At 43.3% G+C, this 15147-nt stretch carries 12 protein-coding genes; 7 read left to right on the top strand and 5 right to left on the bottom strand.

The window, feature by feature from the left end:
• Positions 1-66 precede the first annotated feature (66 nt).
• Positions 67-984 carry a DUF4097 domain-containing protein gene (locus AB9P05_RS20410; RefSeq protein ID WP_371910693.1) on the top strand — a complete coding sequence of 306 codons (918 nt, stop codon included), beginning with the start codon at positions 67-69 and terminating at the stop codon, positions 982-984.
• 16 nt (positions 985-1000) lie between these two features.
• Here AB9P05_RS20410 and AB9P05_RS20405 read toward each other — a convergent pair whose 3' ends face one another.
• A complete protein-coding gene (locus AB9P05_RS20405) occupies positions 1001-2932 on the bottom strand; it encodes an ATP-binding protein (RefSeq protein WP_371910692.1) in 1932 nt (643 codons plus the stop codon).
• Between the two features lie 284 nt (positions 2933-3216).
• Here AB9P05_RS20405 and AB9P05_RS20400 point away from each other — a divergent pair, with 284 nt between their 5' ends.
• The 5 genes from AB9P05_RS20400 (at position 3217) to AB9P05_RS20380 (ending at position 8893) form a co-directional block, all read left to right on the top strand.
• Positions 3217-5295 carry a carboxy terminal-processing peptidase gene (locus tag AB9P05_RS20400; RefSeq protein ID WP_371910691.1) on the top strand — a complete coding sequence of 693 codons (2079 nt, stop codon included), beginning with the start codon at positions 3217-3219 and terminating at the stop codon, positions 5293-5295.
• Between the two features lie 113 nt (positions 5296-5408).
• Positions 5409-6521 carry an NAD(P) transhydrogenase subunit alpha gene (locus AB9P05_RS20395; protein ID WP_371910690.1) on the top strand — a complete coding sequence of 371 codons (1113 nt, stop codon included), beginning with the start codon at positions 5409-5411 and terminating at the stop codon, positions 6519-6521.
• A gap of 11 nt (positions 6522-6532) precedes the next feature.
• Positions 6533-6856, top strand: coding sequence for an NAD(P) transhydrogenase subunit alpha (locus AB9P05_RS20390; RefSeq protein ID WP_371910689.1), 324 nt, complete (start codon positions 6533-6535; stop codon positions 6854-6856).
• Positions 6853-8244 (top strand): NAD(P)(+) transhydrogenase (Re/Si-specific) subunit beta, encoded by a 1392-nt coding sequence (locus AB9P05_RS20385; RefSeq protein WP_371910688.1) that lies wholly within the window; start codon positions 6853-6855, stop codon positions 8242-8244. Before AB9P05_RS20390 ends, AB9P05_RS20385 begins: the two co-directional genes overlap by 4 nt.
• A gap of 82 nt (positions 8245-8326) precedes the next feature.
• Entirely contained in the window at positions 8327-8893 is a 567-nt protein-coding gene (locus tag AB9P05_RS20380; protein ID WP_371910687.1) for a DUF4864 domain-containing protein, read from the top strand.
• Positions 8894-8900: 7 nt separating this feature from the next.
• Here the strand turns inward: AB9P05_RS20380 and AB9P05_RS20375 are convergent, their stop codons facing one another.
• The 3 genes from AB9P05_RS20375 to AB9P05_RS20365 form a co-directional block, all read right to left on the bottom strand.
• Positions 8901-9323 carry a TerB family tellurite resistance protein gene (locus AB9P05_RS20375; RefSeq protein WP_371910686.1) on the bottom strand — a complete coding sequence of 141 codons (423 nt, stop codon included), beginning with the start codon at positions 9321-9323 and terminating at the stop codon, positions 8901-8903.
• A gap of 252 nt (positions 9324-9575) precedes the next feature.
• Entirely contained in the window at positions 9576-9773 is a 198-nt protein-coding gene (locus AB9P05_RS20370; RefSeq protein ID WP_371910685.1) for a hypothetical protein, read from the bottom strand.
• A 174-nt stretch (positions 9774-9947) separates the two neighbouring features.
• Positions 9948-10502: a TetR/AcrR family transcriptional regulator gene (locus AB9P05_RS20365; RefSeq protein WP_371910684.1), complete on the bottom strand. Its 555-nt coding sequence runs from the start codon at positions 10500-10502 to the stop codon at positions 9948-9950.
• A gap of 165 nt (positions 10503-10667) precedes the next feature.
• On the opposite strand from AB9P05_RS20365, the gene AB9P05_RS20360 reads away from it, so the two are divergent.
• Entirely contained in the window at positions 10668-11477 is an 810-nt protein-coding gene (locus AB9P05_RS20360) for a LuxR C-terminal-related transcriptional regulator (protein WP_371910683.1), read from the top strand.
• A gap of 259 nt (positions 11478-11736) precedes the next feature.
• Here AB9P05_RS20360 and AB9P05_RS20355 read toward each other — a convergent pair whose 3' ends face one another.
• Positions 11737-15141 (bottom strand): contractile injection system tape measure protein, encoded by a 3405-nt coding sequence (locus AB9P05_RS20355; RefSeq protein WP_371910682.1) that lies wholly within the window; start codon positions 15139-15141, stop codon positions 11737-11739.
• Positions 15142-15147 lie beyond the last annotated feature (6 nt).

Genomic DNA, 15147 nt, shown 5'->3' with positions numbered 1-15147 from the left:
CCTGCAATTGTCTTTTTGGCACAGTTTACGCTAATTAACTATTCATATAATTGATAATTATACACTATGAAAATTTCCGTTATCACCACCGCCCTGTCCCTCGCCTTTTTATGGCCAGTTATTTCACAGGCACAGCATACTGTTGACGAAAGCTTTAACGGCATCAAAAAAGTTGAAGTAAAAGGCTCCTATGTAGATGTTGAGATTGTAGGAACACCTAAAAGCAACGTACACCTCACCGGAGAGCTTAGCGTGGATGAGGACGATGAGGATTACAAAATCCTTCACGAAGTAAATGGAGATAAACTGGAAGTATGGATAGAAAGACCCAACCGAATGTGGTCATGGAATAGCAGTAGCGGCCGAAGCATTATTAAACTCGAAGTGCCTGTAAAAACTGAAATTGAAGTCAGAAACTCATCAGGAAATGTAAATATCGCCGGCATAGATGAAGATGTAGCGGCCGATGCCAGCAGCGGTAATGTTGATGTCAAAGATGTCAGGGGACGGTTACAGGTAGAGGCAAGTTCTGGTAACATCTACCTATCAGACATAGAAGGTCCTGTAAATAGCAAAACCTCCAGTGGTCGTCAGACACTTGACGAAATAAAAGGCGATATAGAGGCCGAGGCCAGTAGCGGAAGTATCCGTATTACCGAGGCCCGGGGACACATGAACCTGGAAACTTCCTCAGGTGACATTAGACTGACAGAAGTAAAATGTCGCCTTAAGGCACAAAGCACATCTGGTAGCATCATCGGAAATGAGGTAGATCTTGAAGGCGATAGCGAATTTAAATCTACTTCCGGATCGATAAGAATAGACCTGATCAATGATACTGAAGATATTCACTTTGACCTTCATGCCACTAGCGGCTCTCTAAAAGCAGGATCTTCCGAAGGTAAGCGTGATCTCGTTATTAACAGCAGAGGAAAAGTAAAAGTATATGGTAAAACCACCAGCGGTAGCCAGAAATATTATTAACTGATAAGAACACGGCTTAGCTTTCTTTTACAGAAGGGACTTCCAGTGAAAAGGTAGTCCCTTTTTTGTATTCGCTGTCCAGGCTCAGCTTACCCTTAAGTTTATTTACCGTTTCCTTTACGATATAAAGACCTAATCCCGAGCCGGAGGTGTTTTCATTTGCCCGGTAGAACATATCAAAAATTTTAGCCTGGTGCTTAGACTGTATCCCCTGCCCATTATCCTCAATTTTTACCCGGGCCAGGTTTTCATCGGCTTTTACCGCTATGTGTACATAAGGTTCCGCTTTGTTCTGGTCACTGTACCGGATGGCATTATAGATTATGTTCGTCAAGGATACCTTTATTCGCATTCGATCGCAGATAAAGTCACCCTCCTGATCTACAGAAAATGTCTTTTTAACAGCGTTACTGTGATCTACAAATTGTAGTTCCTTTACGATCTCTTCAACCAGTTCGGAAAAATCAATGGAATCTCTGCTCAGGTTCAGCCGCGTATTACGGCTATAATCAATAATTTCACCTATAAACTTATCCAGCTTTTTTACACTGGAATCCATCATATCCAGGTAGTCAGTCCGGCGGGCTATGTCCTCATCCATCCGCGCAATATTGATAAGCCCAAGCAGGCTAAGCAGGGGAGCCCGGAGGTCATGAGAGGCACTGTATACAAACCGGTCCAGTTCCTCATTTACCTTCTTTAGCTCCTTATTCTGTTCCAGAAGCCTTTTTTCATTAAGTTTCTGCTCAGTAATATCCTTCACAAAAACAGACACCCCGCTAATATTTCCCGCTGTATCCTTTATGGGATTAAAGAATGATTCAAGAACAGATAGCTTACCATTGATCTTACGCTGTACCACCTGGCTAAATACCTCGCCCGTAAATGCCCTATTATAGAGGGGTTTCCAAAAACTTACCAACTCCTTAGAAAACACTTCCATCATGTCTACACCGGGTCTAAGCTCACATCCAAACTGTTTTCTTATATGATCCGTGTAAGACTTATTAGCTATTATTAGATGAAATTCACCATCGAGCGAGAAAATAAAATCTTTCGTGTTTTCGATAAGACTTAGCAGATTCGCCTCTTTTTTGGCAATCTCCAACGTTCTCTCAGTTACTTTTTCCTCCAGGTTCCGGTTAAGCTCCCGAAGCTCACCCACCATTTCGCTTATATCCTGCTGTAAAATGGTAATAGCCTGAAACATGGGCTGAAACGGGTCCCCATCATCGGACAACTCCAACACTTCAGGCACAAACTGATCATCCCATGAAATCCGGCTTATTGCTTTAAAGATTTGTTCAAGATGGACTTGCTGCTTTTCTCTGATCACCTCTTTTTCCTGCTCAGATTGTAGCAGGAGATTGATCAGTTCATCTCTTGAAAGCTTTTCATAGTCCTTATGCTCCGGTTTGCCGGGCTTTACTGTTAAGGGTTGGGTAGAAGACTGCTCTTTTAGAGCCAGACAGTTATTCAGTGCTTCAGATAGGTTATTGGAAATGGTCGAGTTCCTGAGAGCGTTTGAGTAGAAGGTTTTATAGATCCGGTAAACTGTACGAATGACCCTATTGTAAATAAAAAAGTAATGATGCCAGTATTTTTGTAGCTTATCGTCTGCCTCTTTTAACACTTTCCGTGCACTACGGGGCATCGATTTTAATTCGCTCAGATCTGCCAGAAAGTATAATTTCTTCTGACCACTGTATTCAATTATCTTTTCAAAAATGACCACCGCCTGCCGGGCAAGCTGTGGTGTGATATAGCCACTATCCTTGATGAGAAGGATATCATTATCAACTAAATACGCTCTGAATGAGTAGCTTCCATCTTTAGTATCAATTGTCCATTCGGGTAGGTGGACAATAGGAAGACTCATTCCTTTCCAACGAAAGGAAACTAATTCCTTTGGTAAATCGTCTGTTTTGGCCAGCAAGTCTGTTTTCACTTTTTCCGGAAAATGAAGGAATCTAAATATAGTGAAATTTTGCTAGCCTCAAGGTAAAAACAGGGCAAATATCAAATCAAATTGTACTGATATCTATGTACCAATTATCAGGAAATTTACCGGTTATGGGTACTGCAAACCGCTTAAATAGCGTTATAGTAATAATAAGTACATATTCGAAACCTTATCTTTCCGAAAGGGGTATTAAATAAAGTCTACCTGCTCTTTTTTGATAAAGTGGAAAAGACAATTTACCTTCGAAATTTTACACCTTGTATATGATTATGGGTAAGACCGTTTTAGGCGCAATTTCGCTGTTTGCTGTTTTAAGTTTTTTTGCAACCAAACCTGAAGTATTGGATCAGGGACCCGGTGATACCACCGCTATCCTTCAGCCAAAGCAGGGATATGAGCGGGAAGCTATTCTTGTTTCACAGATTCTTACCCGTTACCATTATCGTGACACAGAGCTTAATGACTCCCTTTCACAGGTAATACTGGAGAACCTGCTGGAAACACTGGATTACAATAAAGTGTATTTCCTGGAGGAAGATGTCAGAGAGTTTAATGACTTATATGCTTCTGAAATAGACGACATGCTTGAGGACGGAGAGTCTGACGCAGCCTATGCCATTTTTAAGGTGTTCAGGACGCGCTTTCTTGACCGCATGGATTATGTGTACGACCTCTTAGAGAAGGATTTTGACTTTACTCAGGAAGAGTACTACGACACAGATAGAGAGGATATTCCTTATGCCAGCACTAATGACGAATTAGATGAAGTATGGAGAAAAATGGTTAAGAACCAAGCGCTGTCCCTCAAGCTAAGTGACCGTACAGATGAAGAGCTTAAAGATAACCTTAAGCAGAGATACGAACGCATGGAAAAAACCATTCGCCAGTATAACTCTGAAGATGTATTTCAGCTTTTTCTCAATGCCTTTGCAGCCGCTTTAGATCCTCATACCTCCTATTTTTCCCCTACCACCAGCGAAAACTTTAAAATACAGATGAGCCAAAGCCTGGAAGGTATCGGAGCAAGTCTGCGCATGAATAACGACTATGTTGAAGTTGCTGATGTTATTGCCGGTGGACCTGCTTTCCGTAGTAAACAAATCAATAAAGACGATAAAATTATTGGTGTAGGTCAGGGTGAAGAAGGTGAGATAGTTGATGTGATAGGGTGGCGTCTGGATGATGTAGTTAAACTCATTCGCGGGCCAAAAGGCACCACCGTCCGACTAGAAGTGCTTCCTGCAGAGGAAGGCGCTAACGGGCTACCCTTTACCCTTACGTTAATAAGAGATAAGGTAAAACTTGAAGAGCAGGCTCCTTCAAAAAAGCTGATCACCCAAAACGTTGATGGCAAAGACTATAAAGTAGCCGTCATTACCATACCCGCCTTCTACCTGGACTATGAAGCTGCCAGAAGAGGTGATAAAGATTATAAATCCACCACCCGTGATGTAAGAAAGCTTTTGAGCGAGCTGGATCAGGAGCAGGTTGATGCCCTTCTAATAGACCTTCGCTTTAATGGCGGCGGTAGCCTTTCAGAGGCTATAGAACTCACCGGCCTTTTTATAGAAGATGGCCCGGTGGTACAGGTAAAAGACAGCCAGGGTAAGGTAGAAGTAATGAGAGACCCCGATGATCAGATGGTCTATAAAGGTCCGATGGGAGTGATGATTAACCGCTTCAGTGCCTCTGCCAGTGAAATTTTTGCAGGTGCCATACAGGATTACCATCGTGGCATTGTCCTGGGTGAGCAAACTTACGGTAAAGGCACTGTACAAAACTTACTGGACCTTGACCAGTATATGCCCTATTCTGAGGACACGCTTGGCCAGGTAAAGCTTACCATCGCTAAATTTTACCGCGTCAATGGCAGTAGCACTCAGCATAAGGGAGTTACACCTGATATCGAGTTTCCAAGCGCGTTTAGTGCCGAAGAGTTTGGCGAAAGCAGCAAGCCAAGTGCTCTTCCCTGGGACCAGATAGCGGGTACCCGCTATAATACAACCGGTCATATTAATAAGGATCTTGTAGCCTCCCTGCTTAAAAACTACGAAAATCGTATGGACTCTGATAAATACCTGCAGGAGCTAAAAGCAGATATTAAAGAGATCAAAGAAGCAAGAAAGGATACCAAGATTAGCCTGAATCTGGAAACCAGAAAAGCTGAAATGGAAGAAGCCGAAAAAAGGCGCGAGGCCATGGCAGACCTGGTAGGTGTATCAATCGACCCTGAACTACCTGAATCAGAGCAAGAGAGTATCACAAAAGAAGAAGAGCCATATATAATGGAAGGGGTTATCACCCTGGCTGAGTTAGTCAAACTAACAGGTGGCTTGCATGATAACTAAGGCATAAGCTATAATTGACTGAATAACAGAGCCGACTCTTTTCCAGGGTCGGCTTTTTTTGGTTCCCTCTATACGGAAAATTCCTTATATTAATAAGGAACATTTCTTATCATATGCAGATCGGAATACTTAAGGAGCCGGAACATGATCCCAGGGTATGTATGGTACCTGATACGGTGCATACCCTTATAGAGGACGGCCATACAGTGCTGGTAGAAAAGGGAGCCGGCCTGCAGGCCTTTTTTGATGACCAGCAATACGCCGATACAGGAGCTTCACTGGCAGACCGTCAAGAGATACTAAAAGCCAGCCTGGTTGCCTGTTCCATCACTCCGCTCAAAGATGATGAATATTCAAGGGTAAATAAAGATGCGGTTTTCATTAGCCAGTTTGAACCGTTTGCCCGTCCTGATATTCCCGACCTACTAGCCAGCATCAACCTTTCCGCCTTTAGTCTGGATATGATTCCCCGTATTACGCTGGCTCAAAGCATGGATGTACTAAGTTCTATGGCGTCTATTGCTGGATATAAAGCAGTATTACTGGCTGCGGGGCACCTGCCAAGGTATTTCCCCATGTTAACCACGGCTGCAGGCAGTATTCCTCCTGCCAAGGCCCTGATCCTGGGCGCAGGTGTAGCGGGGTTGCAGGCTATAGCCACCGCCAGGAGGCTCGGCGCAGTAGTAGAGGCATTTGATACCCGTAGCGTTGTAAAAGAGGAGGTAGAAAGCCTCGGAGGTAAATTTGTGATGGTAGAAGGAGCCAGAGACGAAAAGGGTGCCGGGGGTTATGCGGTAGAACAGTCAGATGAGTACAAGAAAAAGCAACAGGAACTTATCAAGGATAGAATAGCGAAGAGCGATGTGGTGATAACTACTGCCCAACTTAGGGGTAGACCAGCCCCGACACTGATACCAGAGTCCACCGTTAAGTTAATGAGGCCTGGAAGCGTGATTATAGATCTGGCTTCTTCCACGGGAGGTAACTGTGAGCTAAGCAAAGACAGAGAAACGGTTAAGCACTACGGTGTCACAATAGTCGGTGACTCGAACCTGTCTGCTCTTGCACCCGTGCATGCCTCCATGCTTTATAGCAAGAACCTTTTTAACTACCTCAAAGTGTTTATTGCGGAAGATAAATCTTTCAGCTTTGATCCTGAAAACCCTGTTGCCGGACCCAGCTGTCTGGTATACCAGGGCAAACGCTATTACCAGCATCCAACCTAACCTGTAATTCTATGGAAGATCTGTTTACCGCTATCCATACTCACATAGAGTTTATATACCTGCTGGTATTTGCCGTATTCCTCGGAATGGAGGTAATCTCCAAGGTACCTACGGTACTACACACCCCTCTGATGTCCGGAGCTAATGCCATCAGCGGAGTAGTGATAATCGGTGCCATAATCCTGATACGGAAAGCAGCCCCGGATGATTATGCCATCCTGATCATGGGTTTTACAGGCATCACACTTGCTATGATAAATGTGGCCGGGGGATTTTCAGTGACTAACCGTATGCTTGAAATGTTCAACAAGCGTAAAAAGAAAGGAGGCAAATGATACCACAAGGACTTATAGATACAGCGTACCTCACCGCTGTGGTATTATTTATTATTGGCCTTAAAAAACTTAGCCATCCGGACAGTGCACGCCAGGGCAACCTTATGGCTGCTACCGGCATGATACTTGGCATAATTGCCGCCCTGATTGCTCCCATACCGGAGAGTAACGGCAACTATTTATGGATACTTGGAGGTATCGTGCTGGGAGCCCTTATCGGACTAATTGTCGCCAAAAAAGTGCAGATGACAGCTATGCCGGAAATGGTATCTTTACTCAACGGGCTTGGGGGAGCCTGCGCCATGCTTATTGCCATGGTGGAGTTTTACAATTTCACGTCGGAAGCCGGAGTATTCTCTCTCAATATGCTTACCACGCTCTTCGCCTTACTGGTTGGAAGCATTTCGTTTACAGGTAGCATAGTGGCATACGGCAAACTACAAGGCTCTTTGCGGGACTCTTTCAATCTGCCGGCCCCTACAGCTATCAACCTGTTACTGCTGTTTGTACTGCTGGGGCTTGGGGCTTTCAACCTTTCCATGGATTATCTATCCATGCCTTATGTATACCTTTTTCTCACTTTATCCCTGGTATACGGCGTAACCTTCGTGCTGCCTATAGGGGGTGGTGATATGCCGGTCGTAATTTCTCTTCTCAATAGTATCACCGGAATAGGTGCCGCTCTGGCCGGGTTTATCTATAACAACCAGGTAATGATTTTCGGCGGCATCCTGGTAGGGGCCTCCGGCACCATACTTACCATACTTATGTGCCAGGCCATGAACCGGTCCTTACTCAACGTGATCATCGGAGGCTTCGGCACCAAAGGTTCCGGCAGTGCCGAGGGTAGGGAGGAGGTGGTAAAAGAAGCTACCTACACAGATACTGCCATCATGCTGAAGTACGCCAGCAGAGTTATCGTGGTGCCGGGTTATGGGTTAGCAGTAGCGCAGGCACAGCATATTTGCCATGAGCTGGAGCAGGTACTGGAAGAAGAAGGTGTGGAAGTCCGGTATGCTATTCATCCCGTAGCTGGCCGCATGCCAGGACACATGAACGTACTCCTCGCAGAAGCAGACGTCCCTTATCCTAAACTACTGGAGTTAGAAGAAGCAAATAAAGACTTCTCCAACACAGATGTGGTACTGGTTATTGGTGCTAATGATGTGGTAAATCCTGCGGCTAAGGAGGATAGCGCCAGTCCTATTTATGGCATGCCCATTCTTGATGTAGAACTGGCTAAAAATATAGTTGTATTAAAGAGGAGTATGAGTACAGGCTATGCAGGCATACAAAACCAACTGTTTTTTGGAGAAAAAACAAGAATGCTGTTTGGAGACGCAAAAGCCAGCCTTAATAAACTGGTAGATGAAGTAGGCAATGCCTGAAAATCTTTCAATGTTTAGAATGTAGTTCAAAAACAAGCTGAGACTAAGGGCGTTAAATAATTAACAGACGACCCCATGTCATATGAACGGACTTTTCTCAACAACTCGTTACATAATCCTCATCTTCTTCTGCTTCGTAATTTATTGTACGGCATTTTTATTGGTCGGTGGCATGGTAGATGATCATGGGAAAAACCCTGATGCCCTATTAAGCAGTAAGCAGGCACAGGACATGCATCTATTAAGTGATCATCCCATCCCACACCCCGAACTATCACCAGAACAGGTAGTTTCAATCCAACTAACTGCCCTTCAACAAAATGATAGCAGAACCAATGAAGGAATTGTCGTAACCTTTAACTATGCATCTCCCCAAAGTCAGACCTGGACCGGCCCCTTGCATAGATTTGTAGAGCAAGTAAAATCGCCTGCCTACAAGCCACTATTTCAGTTTAAAGGATATATACTTGATGACCTTATCATCGATGGGAGGAAGGCATACCAGTACGTAGTACTATTGGACCAGAAAAATGAAGCTACCTTATACCTGTTTACGTTGAGACAGCAACGCGCCGAGCCTTTTGAAGGTTGCTGGATGACCGAAGATGTGGAAAAGGTAGAGGTAGAAAGAAGTATTTACTACCTCTGAAAAGATCTTAGATGGCTGCGGATATCAGGCTACGTCGCTTATCAAGATATCTTTGAGCTCGTTTTTTCATGAATGCTCTGTCGGTCGTTATTTTAGGATCGCTATAGATCATTCCTGACATAACCTTTACAACATCCTTTTTATAGCCTAGTTTTTTAGCCAGACTCACGCAAAATTCAATCTCGCTTTTGAATACCTGACCGTCAACCTTCATCAGCTGTATCACCATATATAAGCATTCAAAGCGCTGATCATCGGTCATGTACTCGGGGGTAAAATTACTTTCCGGATGGTCTATTACATGCAGCACATCCTGTTCCGCCATGCCATTGGCTTTCCCGATATTCATAATGCGCCTCAGTTCAGAATCATCAAGTTGATTGTCAACTTTGGCTAGTTGAATCAAAGCACTTAATTGAGTGGTGATCATATCTTACAGTCTGTTTTAGATAGAATTACTCACTTTTAAGGGGATTAAACAAAAAGGGGAATCTCAGGAGGAGTATGGTCAGATAGTGTTTTATGCAGGGAAACTACAGAATTTATAACAGTAAGAAGGTTTTAATGCAAGGATAAATCAAAGGTCAGAAACCAGTCAATTCTGAAAACAAGAAAGTTAGCGAATCACAGATTTGACAGGTGAATAATTAGACGAAAAATCTTACATAGACAAGCATTGCCTTTAATGAAAATCACCATAAAGAGTAATCAGAGGATTCAGGTAATTATCAATGACAGAGGTGTTCTCTAATTTAGTATTCTGATAAACCTCTCTGATCTTACTACCTGAAAATAAAATAAACTGAATGGCTATAAGTGAGGCGATAATCACCCCGAGCAATAAAAGGAATGGACGTAGAACTCTTCTGTTGATAGTCATGGCAAATGGTTTCACCACAACATTATTACAAAAATAGTGCCAATGCCTAAAATGAGCAATTAAGCTGTTACAGGAGCCAAGCCATTATCAAAATGAAAACATGGATTTGAAAATCATCTATTAAATCCAATGAAGACCCATTTACATAAATAACAGTATTATCAAAATGAAAGACTATCGCATCCGTTTCGTGATTTTACTTGTGGTATCCTGGACATACGTCAGGTCCCCCATTATTCTGGATAGAGTTACTGCGCCCTCCAGCTCTATAATCATCTGATTTGCAATAGCGTCCGCTTCCACTTCGAGGTATGCACCCTGCAATATGCGGGTAAAGTACTGTAACCACAATCTATATGCCTGCCTGATCGCTACCCTAAGCTCATTACTGGTTTGGGCAGTCTCTATTCCAATAATAGCAAACAAATGCCCCTTATTGCCTTCTCCTGACCAGTTAAGGTAGAGGTCAAGAAGCTGTTTCTTAAGCTCTGGCCGACAAAGTTCTCTATTAAACAGTTCGGATAACTGTCTTTCAATTTCCTCGAGGTAGTAAGCTAATATGGCACATACCAGTTCTTCTTTACTTGGGTAATAGTAATAAAAGCTGGCTTTATACAGCCCACAGGCTTTTGCCAGTTCATCCATAGATGTGCCGAAATATCCTTTTTTTCTAATTATCTCAGCACTTTTTTCCAATAGCTCTTCCTTTTTAATCTTTCTGGCTGCCATCTGTCTTAAAAGGTTAATTTAATACGCCTTGCAAATCTATCTGAAATTTATCGTCAGTTACCAACAACAAAAAATTTAGTGTGGTAATTGAAATAAATAGCTATATTGGATTTTGTCTAAAAGCAAGACTATAGGCAGAATCCATTCAATTTTAGCCAGTTATATATGAAACAAGCAAGTGGGGAGCTGCACCTGAAAGATCTGCTACATTCAGGCTCCTTCTTCAATCATTTTCTTTCTTTCTTTGATCATATCCCTTGTGCATCCTATTTTTTAATTGATCTCTCAGTTGGAAGAATGGTTCATGCCTCTCGTCCATTACTTCAGATCACGGGGCATTCATTGGACAATTTAAAAGAAGAAGGTTCGGAGTTTTTTCTTTCCCAAATACACCCTGAAGATAAGCCCATAGTTATGCAGACCTTTAAAGAGCAAATACAGGACTTCAGGGATTTTCAGCAAAAGGTAGAACCGTCCATACGAAAATATACACTGAAACTACAGACCAGTCGTAGAGAGTATGGACACTTTGAGGTATATACCACCATATTTGACCTTGACATAAACCCTGCAACGGTGATGGTGGGGATGGTCAAAGATGTAACAGAGGTACACCACAAATCTGAATATCTCCTTAGCGTGCTTTCAACCTATCTGGACGAACGTGAAATGAGTACCACCCGCCAGAAACTCACAGAAATTAAGAAAAGCAGCGAGGAAATCAGGCTGCGTGAGGTAAACGAGCATTTTCACAGGTACAAATGGCTTAAAAACAGGCTGGAGCAACTAAGTGATCGGGAAATGCAGGTGCTGCAGCTTATAGCAGAAGGGCTCTCTTCAAAGGAGCTGGCAGAAAGACTCAATATCAGTAGCCACACGGCTACCTCTCATCGCAAAAATCTCATGAGTAAATTTAAAGTGCGAAATACAGCTGAGCTGATAAAGGAAGCCAGTAAAGTATTTTCGTTCAATTAAATCATCTTTAAAATCCTATTTAGGCCTCCCCAACACTTATTTTATCCAAAATCCCCAAAAATAGGGATTGATTTGGTGTAAGATTTACAGGTAATTGCTAGTGTATTATTTGTCCGGGCTGACCACCTGGATTTATTGCAGTGCGTGCCTTGTCACCCTGCCAAACCTGTGAAAAAGAAAACCTATCCCACCTGTGAAAAAGGTCATTGTATTACAATGATCGTATCCCGGCTATGACAAAACCATGGTCGGGTTTTTTTTATGTCCAGTTCACATGAAGCACTTTTTCCATCCATGGGAAGCGAATCATGCCGATGGACCAAGGTAGTTTTTCCATAAGAACATCCAGCCCTTTGGGAGTTACATGCAAGCGCCACTCTCTACCCTCATAATAAATAGCCCCCTCTCTTAGTAGAAATGAGGCCCTGAAGTTATCAACAGAAGAGTTTTTAAGTATTTCCCAGTAGTTGATTGCCGCTTTAGTAAGACTGATACAGAGTTCCTTTTCTTCGTCATTCAGTTCAAAGCCCTTCTTCAGGGGTACCCCTAATGGAATATTGCACAATACTTTTTCCAGTACCATTTCATGTTCCTCGCCCTCTGTATGATGATACACTAAAAAGTGCAATACATGAGCCGCTTTGTGTGCAGCATCCTCATCCCTGAAAGCTTTGTTTTCCGTAAGGCCCAACGCTTTAAAAAGCCGGGTAATAAAAGGGTGTAATATAACAAGTCCGGCATTGGAAATAAACATCGGCTCCTTTTCCGGAGGTTCTGGTATATCCTCTTCTTCTTTTCGTTGTGGAAGCTTTTCCTTTTTCTTATCGTCTTCTTCGCTTTTCTCAGGGGACTTTTCGTTTTTCTTTCCCTTTTCCTCTATTTCTTCAGATCCTGGCTCTTCTTCAGATGATTTGTTTAAATTATTTGATTCAGCCCTTTTCTCATCTCTTGTTTCCTTTTCTGTTCTCTCTTCCTTTGATGTGCTACGCTGCTCATCAACCTGGTCTTCAATAGTAGAATCTGTTTTTTCTGTTTGCGACTCTTCAGGCTTATAAGCGGGGCTGTCTTCCTGAGAGCTATTCTGACCGTTAACAGAGGCTTCAGGATCACCTTCCGTGAATATCTCCACCACACTAGCATCTCCTATAGGCTGCCGGCCTTTGACAAAATCATCGATAGCAGTGGCTACCGACTGAGAATCAGATACCAGTAGTGCCAGCTTTTTGTATTCTGTGCGGAGTTCTTTATTACGCTCCTGCCTGAAGAGTTTAGCCAAAAACAAAATGGTATCCTGAGGTGGAGGCACAAATTCATCCAGGGCCTTAATTACAAATTGAAAAGGCGAGTAAGACTTTTCAAAGCCACTGCTGAAGTAGGTCAGGAGTGAATACCATCGCTTACCTCTTACTCCCATATGTGTGGTGGGCAAAATCATCATCCGTTCAGCAAGCTTAGTGGCTTCCGCATAATGAGTACCGGCAAGAATGTAGGTGATGCGTGACAGGGTAGATTCTCCCAAATGACTCACCCACTGCTTGATTACTGCTCCAGAGGGCAAAAAACTATGAAGCACACCAATGATTTGTGTCGGGTTACTCTGCAATAAAGCCTGAACCTTGTAATTAATAGTCCCTAAATCATCACTGATGCCTTCTTTTAAAAACTTCTTAACTTCTTCCAGCCATTCCTTAAGCTGATAGCCTTCCCGAGGCATAAGGCTGCCTCTGGTATTTTCTGTAGCGGATTGAGTGTATGACTTCAACTCGTCAACGATGTTAGTGACAATATCGGCACTTAGCCCTGAGGCTTTAAGTCCTTCTTCCGGCAGGCTGAGTAACTTAGTTTGAATCCGCTCAATCACTTCAACCGGAAAGGCTTCAATAATGAGCTTTAAGGTATCAGGCTTTTTAGTATAATATTCCTTTAATAGCAGTGGAATGGTAAGACCTGGCTGCCACTCCATGGGTGACCACTGCCTGTCAGCAGCAAACAAATGCAAATAATGGGAGAGGAGGTGAGGAGATGCCAGCAGAGTGTCAAGGGAAACAGGCGGGGGAGACATCAACTGTGCTACCGTACGTGGTAATTGTTCCAAAATTCTATCGGCTAATTCTGGACTGAAGGTGTTCAGTATCCTCTTGACTACAAATGGCTTTTGCTTCCAGTCAATTTGCTGAATGAGCCTCTGAAACCCTACCGGATCTGTTTCAGCCCACTCCAGGAAAATCTTTTCAAGGCTCTCTTCTTTGACCAGGTTTCGATCACTCCAGGGAATAACTCCATAAAGAAGGAAAGAAGTGATCAGGTCTTTATTTTTCCATTTGGTCCAGTCGGATTCATCCTCAGCCTCAGTTTCTACTAATTCCCGAACTTTATCAGGATCTGAAGCATCTTTACTAGACCATTTTTTTATCTCTGTTTCCGTAGCATAGGCACCAACATACCTCAATATATCCTCTTCTGCCATCGACAGGATTCTGGAAAAGAATAATACTGTCTCTACAATTAACTCCCTTTGGCTGATACGGCCATAGCGGCTATCAAATACAATATCAAGAATAAAGCGGGTAAAAGCCTGCCTGGAGGAAGCACTAAGCCTATTGCCCACTTCTATAAAGAAAGATGCCGTGAAACTGTCCTGGCCAGCCTGAGATGTGCGGAGAAGCTTGGCGGTGCGGGATATATCCAATGATCTGGCTACCTCTGCTTTTGAGGAGACTTTTCGCCAACTGGACGGTAATTCCTGAAGAAAGTATTCCTCGCTGGTTTGTTGTATTTTATGCCAAATGTTTTTATCCTCTGTTCGTACCTGGCTTCTTTCTGTGGCCAGTACTTTCTTAAGCTTGTTAGCTACTGCCAGCGTATCAGAGGAGGAAGATGTAAGCGTTTGCTCCAGCCATTTCAGTGCGAGGGTTTCTTTGGCTTTTTCGCCTGATTCTTTTTTTATAAGAAAGGTTTCAAAAACCTGCTTCCATAAATTTTCCCGATGTTCATTTATTCTACCTGATTCGGTTAATGACCCGGAGGCCTGCAAAAGGTTTCTTACTAAAGAATCACTCTCTTTGATCGCCGAATCATAGCCTGTTACCATAGCATGCAGGGTAGAGTCATCGAGTTGTCTGATCAGGCGTTTTCTTATAATAGAGGAGGGAAGGAGCTCTTTCATCAACCTCCGAAAATCTGCTGCCTCTTTTGTGAGCATTTGTTCGATAAGGTCACTTAAAGAAAAAGTGCTTTTGGCAGATTCCCTCCCTGTGAATTCACTGAAATCAATCTCTTCAGCCCACCAGGGAAGGGTACCGTGTTTCAGGTAATGTTTGAGCAGGGCATAGCGGGACTTGGCAGGGTCGGACTTTTCAGCCTCCGAGGCATCATCACCCGGCGTGCCATCAATAGCAGACCGCAGGGCCTCACGAAACCTGAAAAGAAGACGGTTTTTAAACTCATCAGTAAACTCATCGCCTTTGCAGGTACCCAAGTCAAGGTTTATTTGGTCTAAATGCCATATTTCGGCCCCACCGGCCACATCCTCCATGGCTCGTTCGATCTCAGGAACAATTTCAGCCAACAGGAAATCATTGAGCTGTTTGTTTAACTGATGTCCCCGGGCTTCACTGTCACTATCGATCTCTACGTTAAACGAGCGGATAACATGCCTGCTCATGAATTA

Source organism: Roseivirga sp. BDSF3-8 (assembly GCF_041449215.1).
Taxonomy (GTDB): Bacteria; Bacteroidota; Bacteroidia; order Cytophagales; family Cyclobacteriaceae; genus JBGNFV01.
This window is presented reverse-complemented; position numbering and strand designations above follow the sequence as displayed.

Excerpts from the sequence above, each read along its gene's own strand:
- AB9P05_RS20385 (WP_371910688.1), top strand. The coding sequence starts at position 6,853 with ATGATACCACAAGGACTTATAGATACAGCGTACCTCACCGCTGTGGTA.
- AB9P05_RS20355 (WP_371910682.1), bottom strand. The coding sequence starts at position 15,141 with ATGAGCAGGCATGTTATCCGCTCGTTTAACGTAGAGATCGATAGTGAC.
- AB9P05_RS20395 (WP_371910690.1), top strand. The coding sequence starts at position 5,409 with ATGCAGATCGGAATACTTAAGGAGCCGGAACATGATCCCAGGGTATGT.
- AB9P05_RS20400 (WP_371910691.1), top strand. The coding sequence starts at position 3,217 with ATGGGTAAGACCGTTTTAGGCGCAATTTCGCTGTTTGCTGTTTTAAGT.
- AB9P05_RS20370 (WP_371910685.1), bottom strand. The coding sequence starts at position 9,773 with ATGACTATCAACAGAAGAGTTCTACGTCCATTCCTTTTATTGCTCGGG.
- AB9P05_RS20390 (WP_371910689.1), top strand. The coding sequence starts at position 6,533 with ATGGAAGATCTGTTTACCGCTATCCATACTCACATAGAGTTTATATAC.
- AB9P05_RS20410 (WP_371910693.1), top strand. The coding sequence starts at position 67 with ATGAAAATTTCCGTTATCACCACCGCCCTGTCCCTCGCCTTTTTATGG.
- AB9P05_RS20360 (WP_371910683.1), top strand. The coding sequence starts at position 10,668 with ATGAAACAAGCAAGTGGGGAGCTGCACCTGAAAGATCTGCTACATTCA.
- AB9P05_RS20375 (WP_371910686.1), bottom strand. The coding sequence starts at position 9,323 with ATGATCACCACTCAATTAAGTGCTTTGATTCAACTAGCCAAAGTTGAC.
- AB9P05_RS20380 (WP_371910687.1), top strand. The coding sequence starts at position 8,327 with ATGAACGGACTTTTCTCAACAACTCGTTACATAATCCTCATCTTCTTC.
- AB9P05_RS20365 (WP_371910684.1), bottom strand. The coding sequence starts at position 10,502 with ATGGCAGCCAGAAAGATTAAAAAGGAAGAGCTATTGGAAAAAAGTGCT.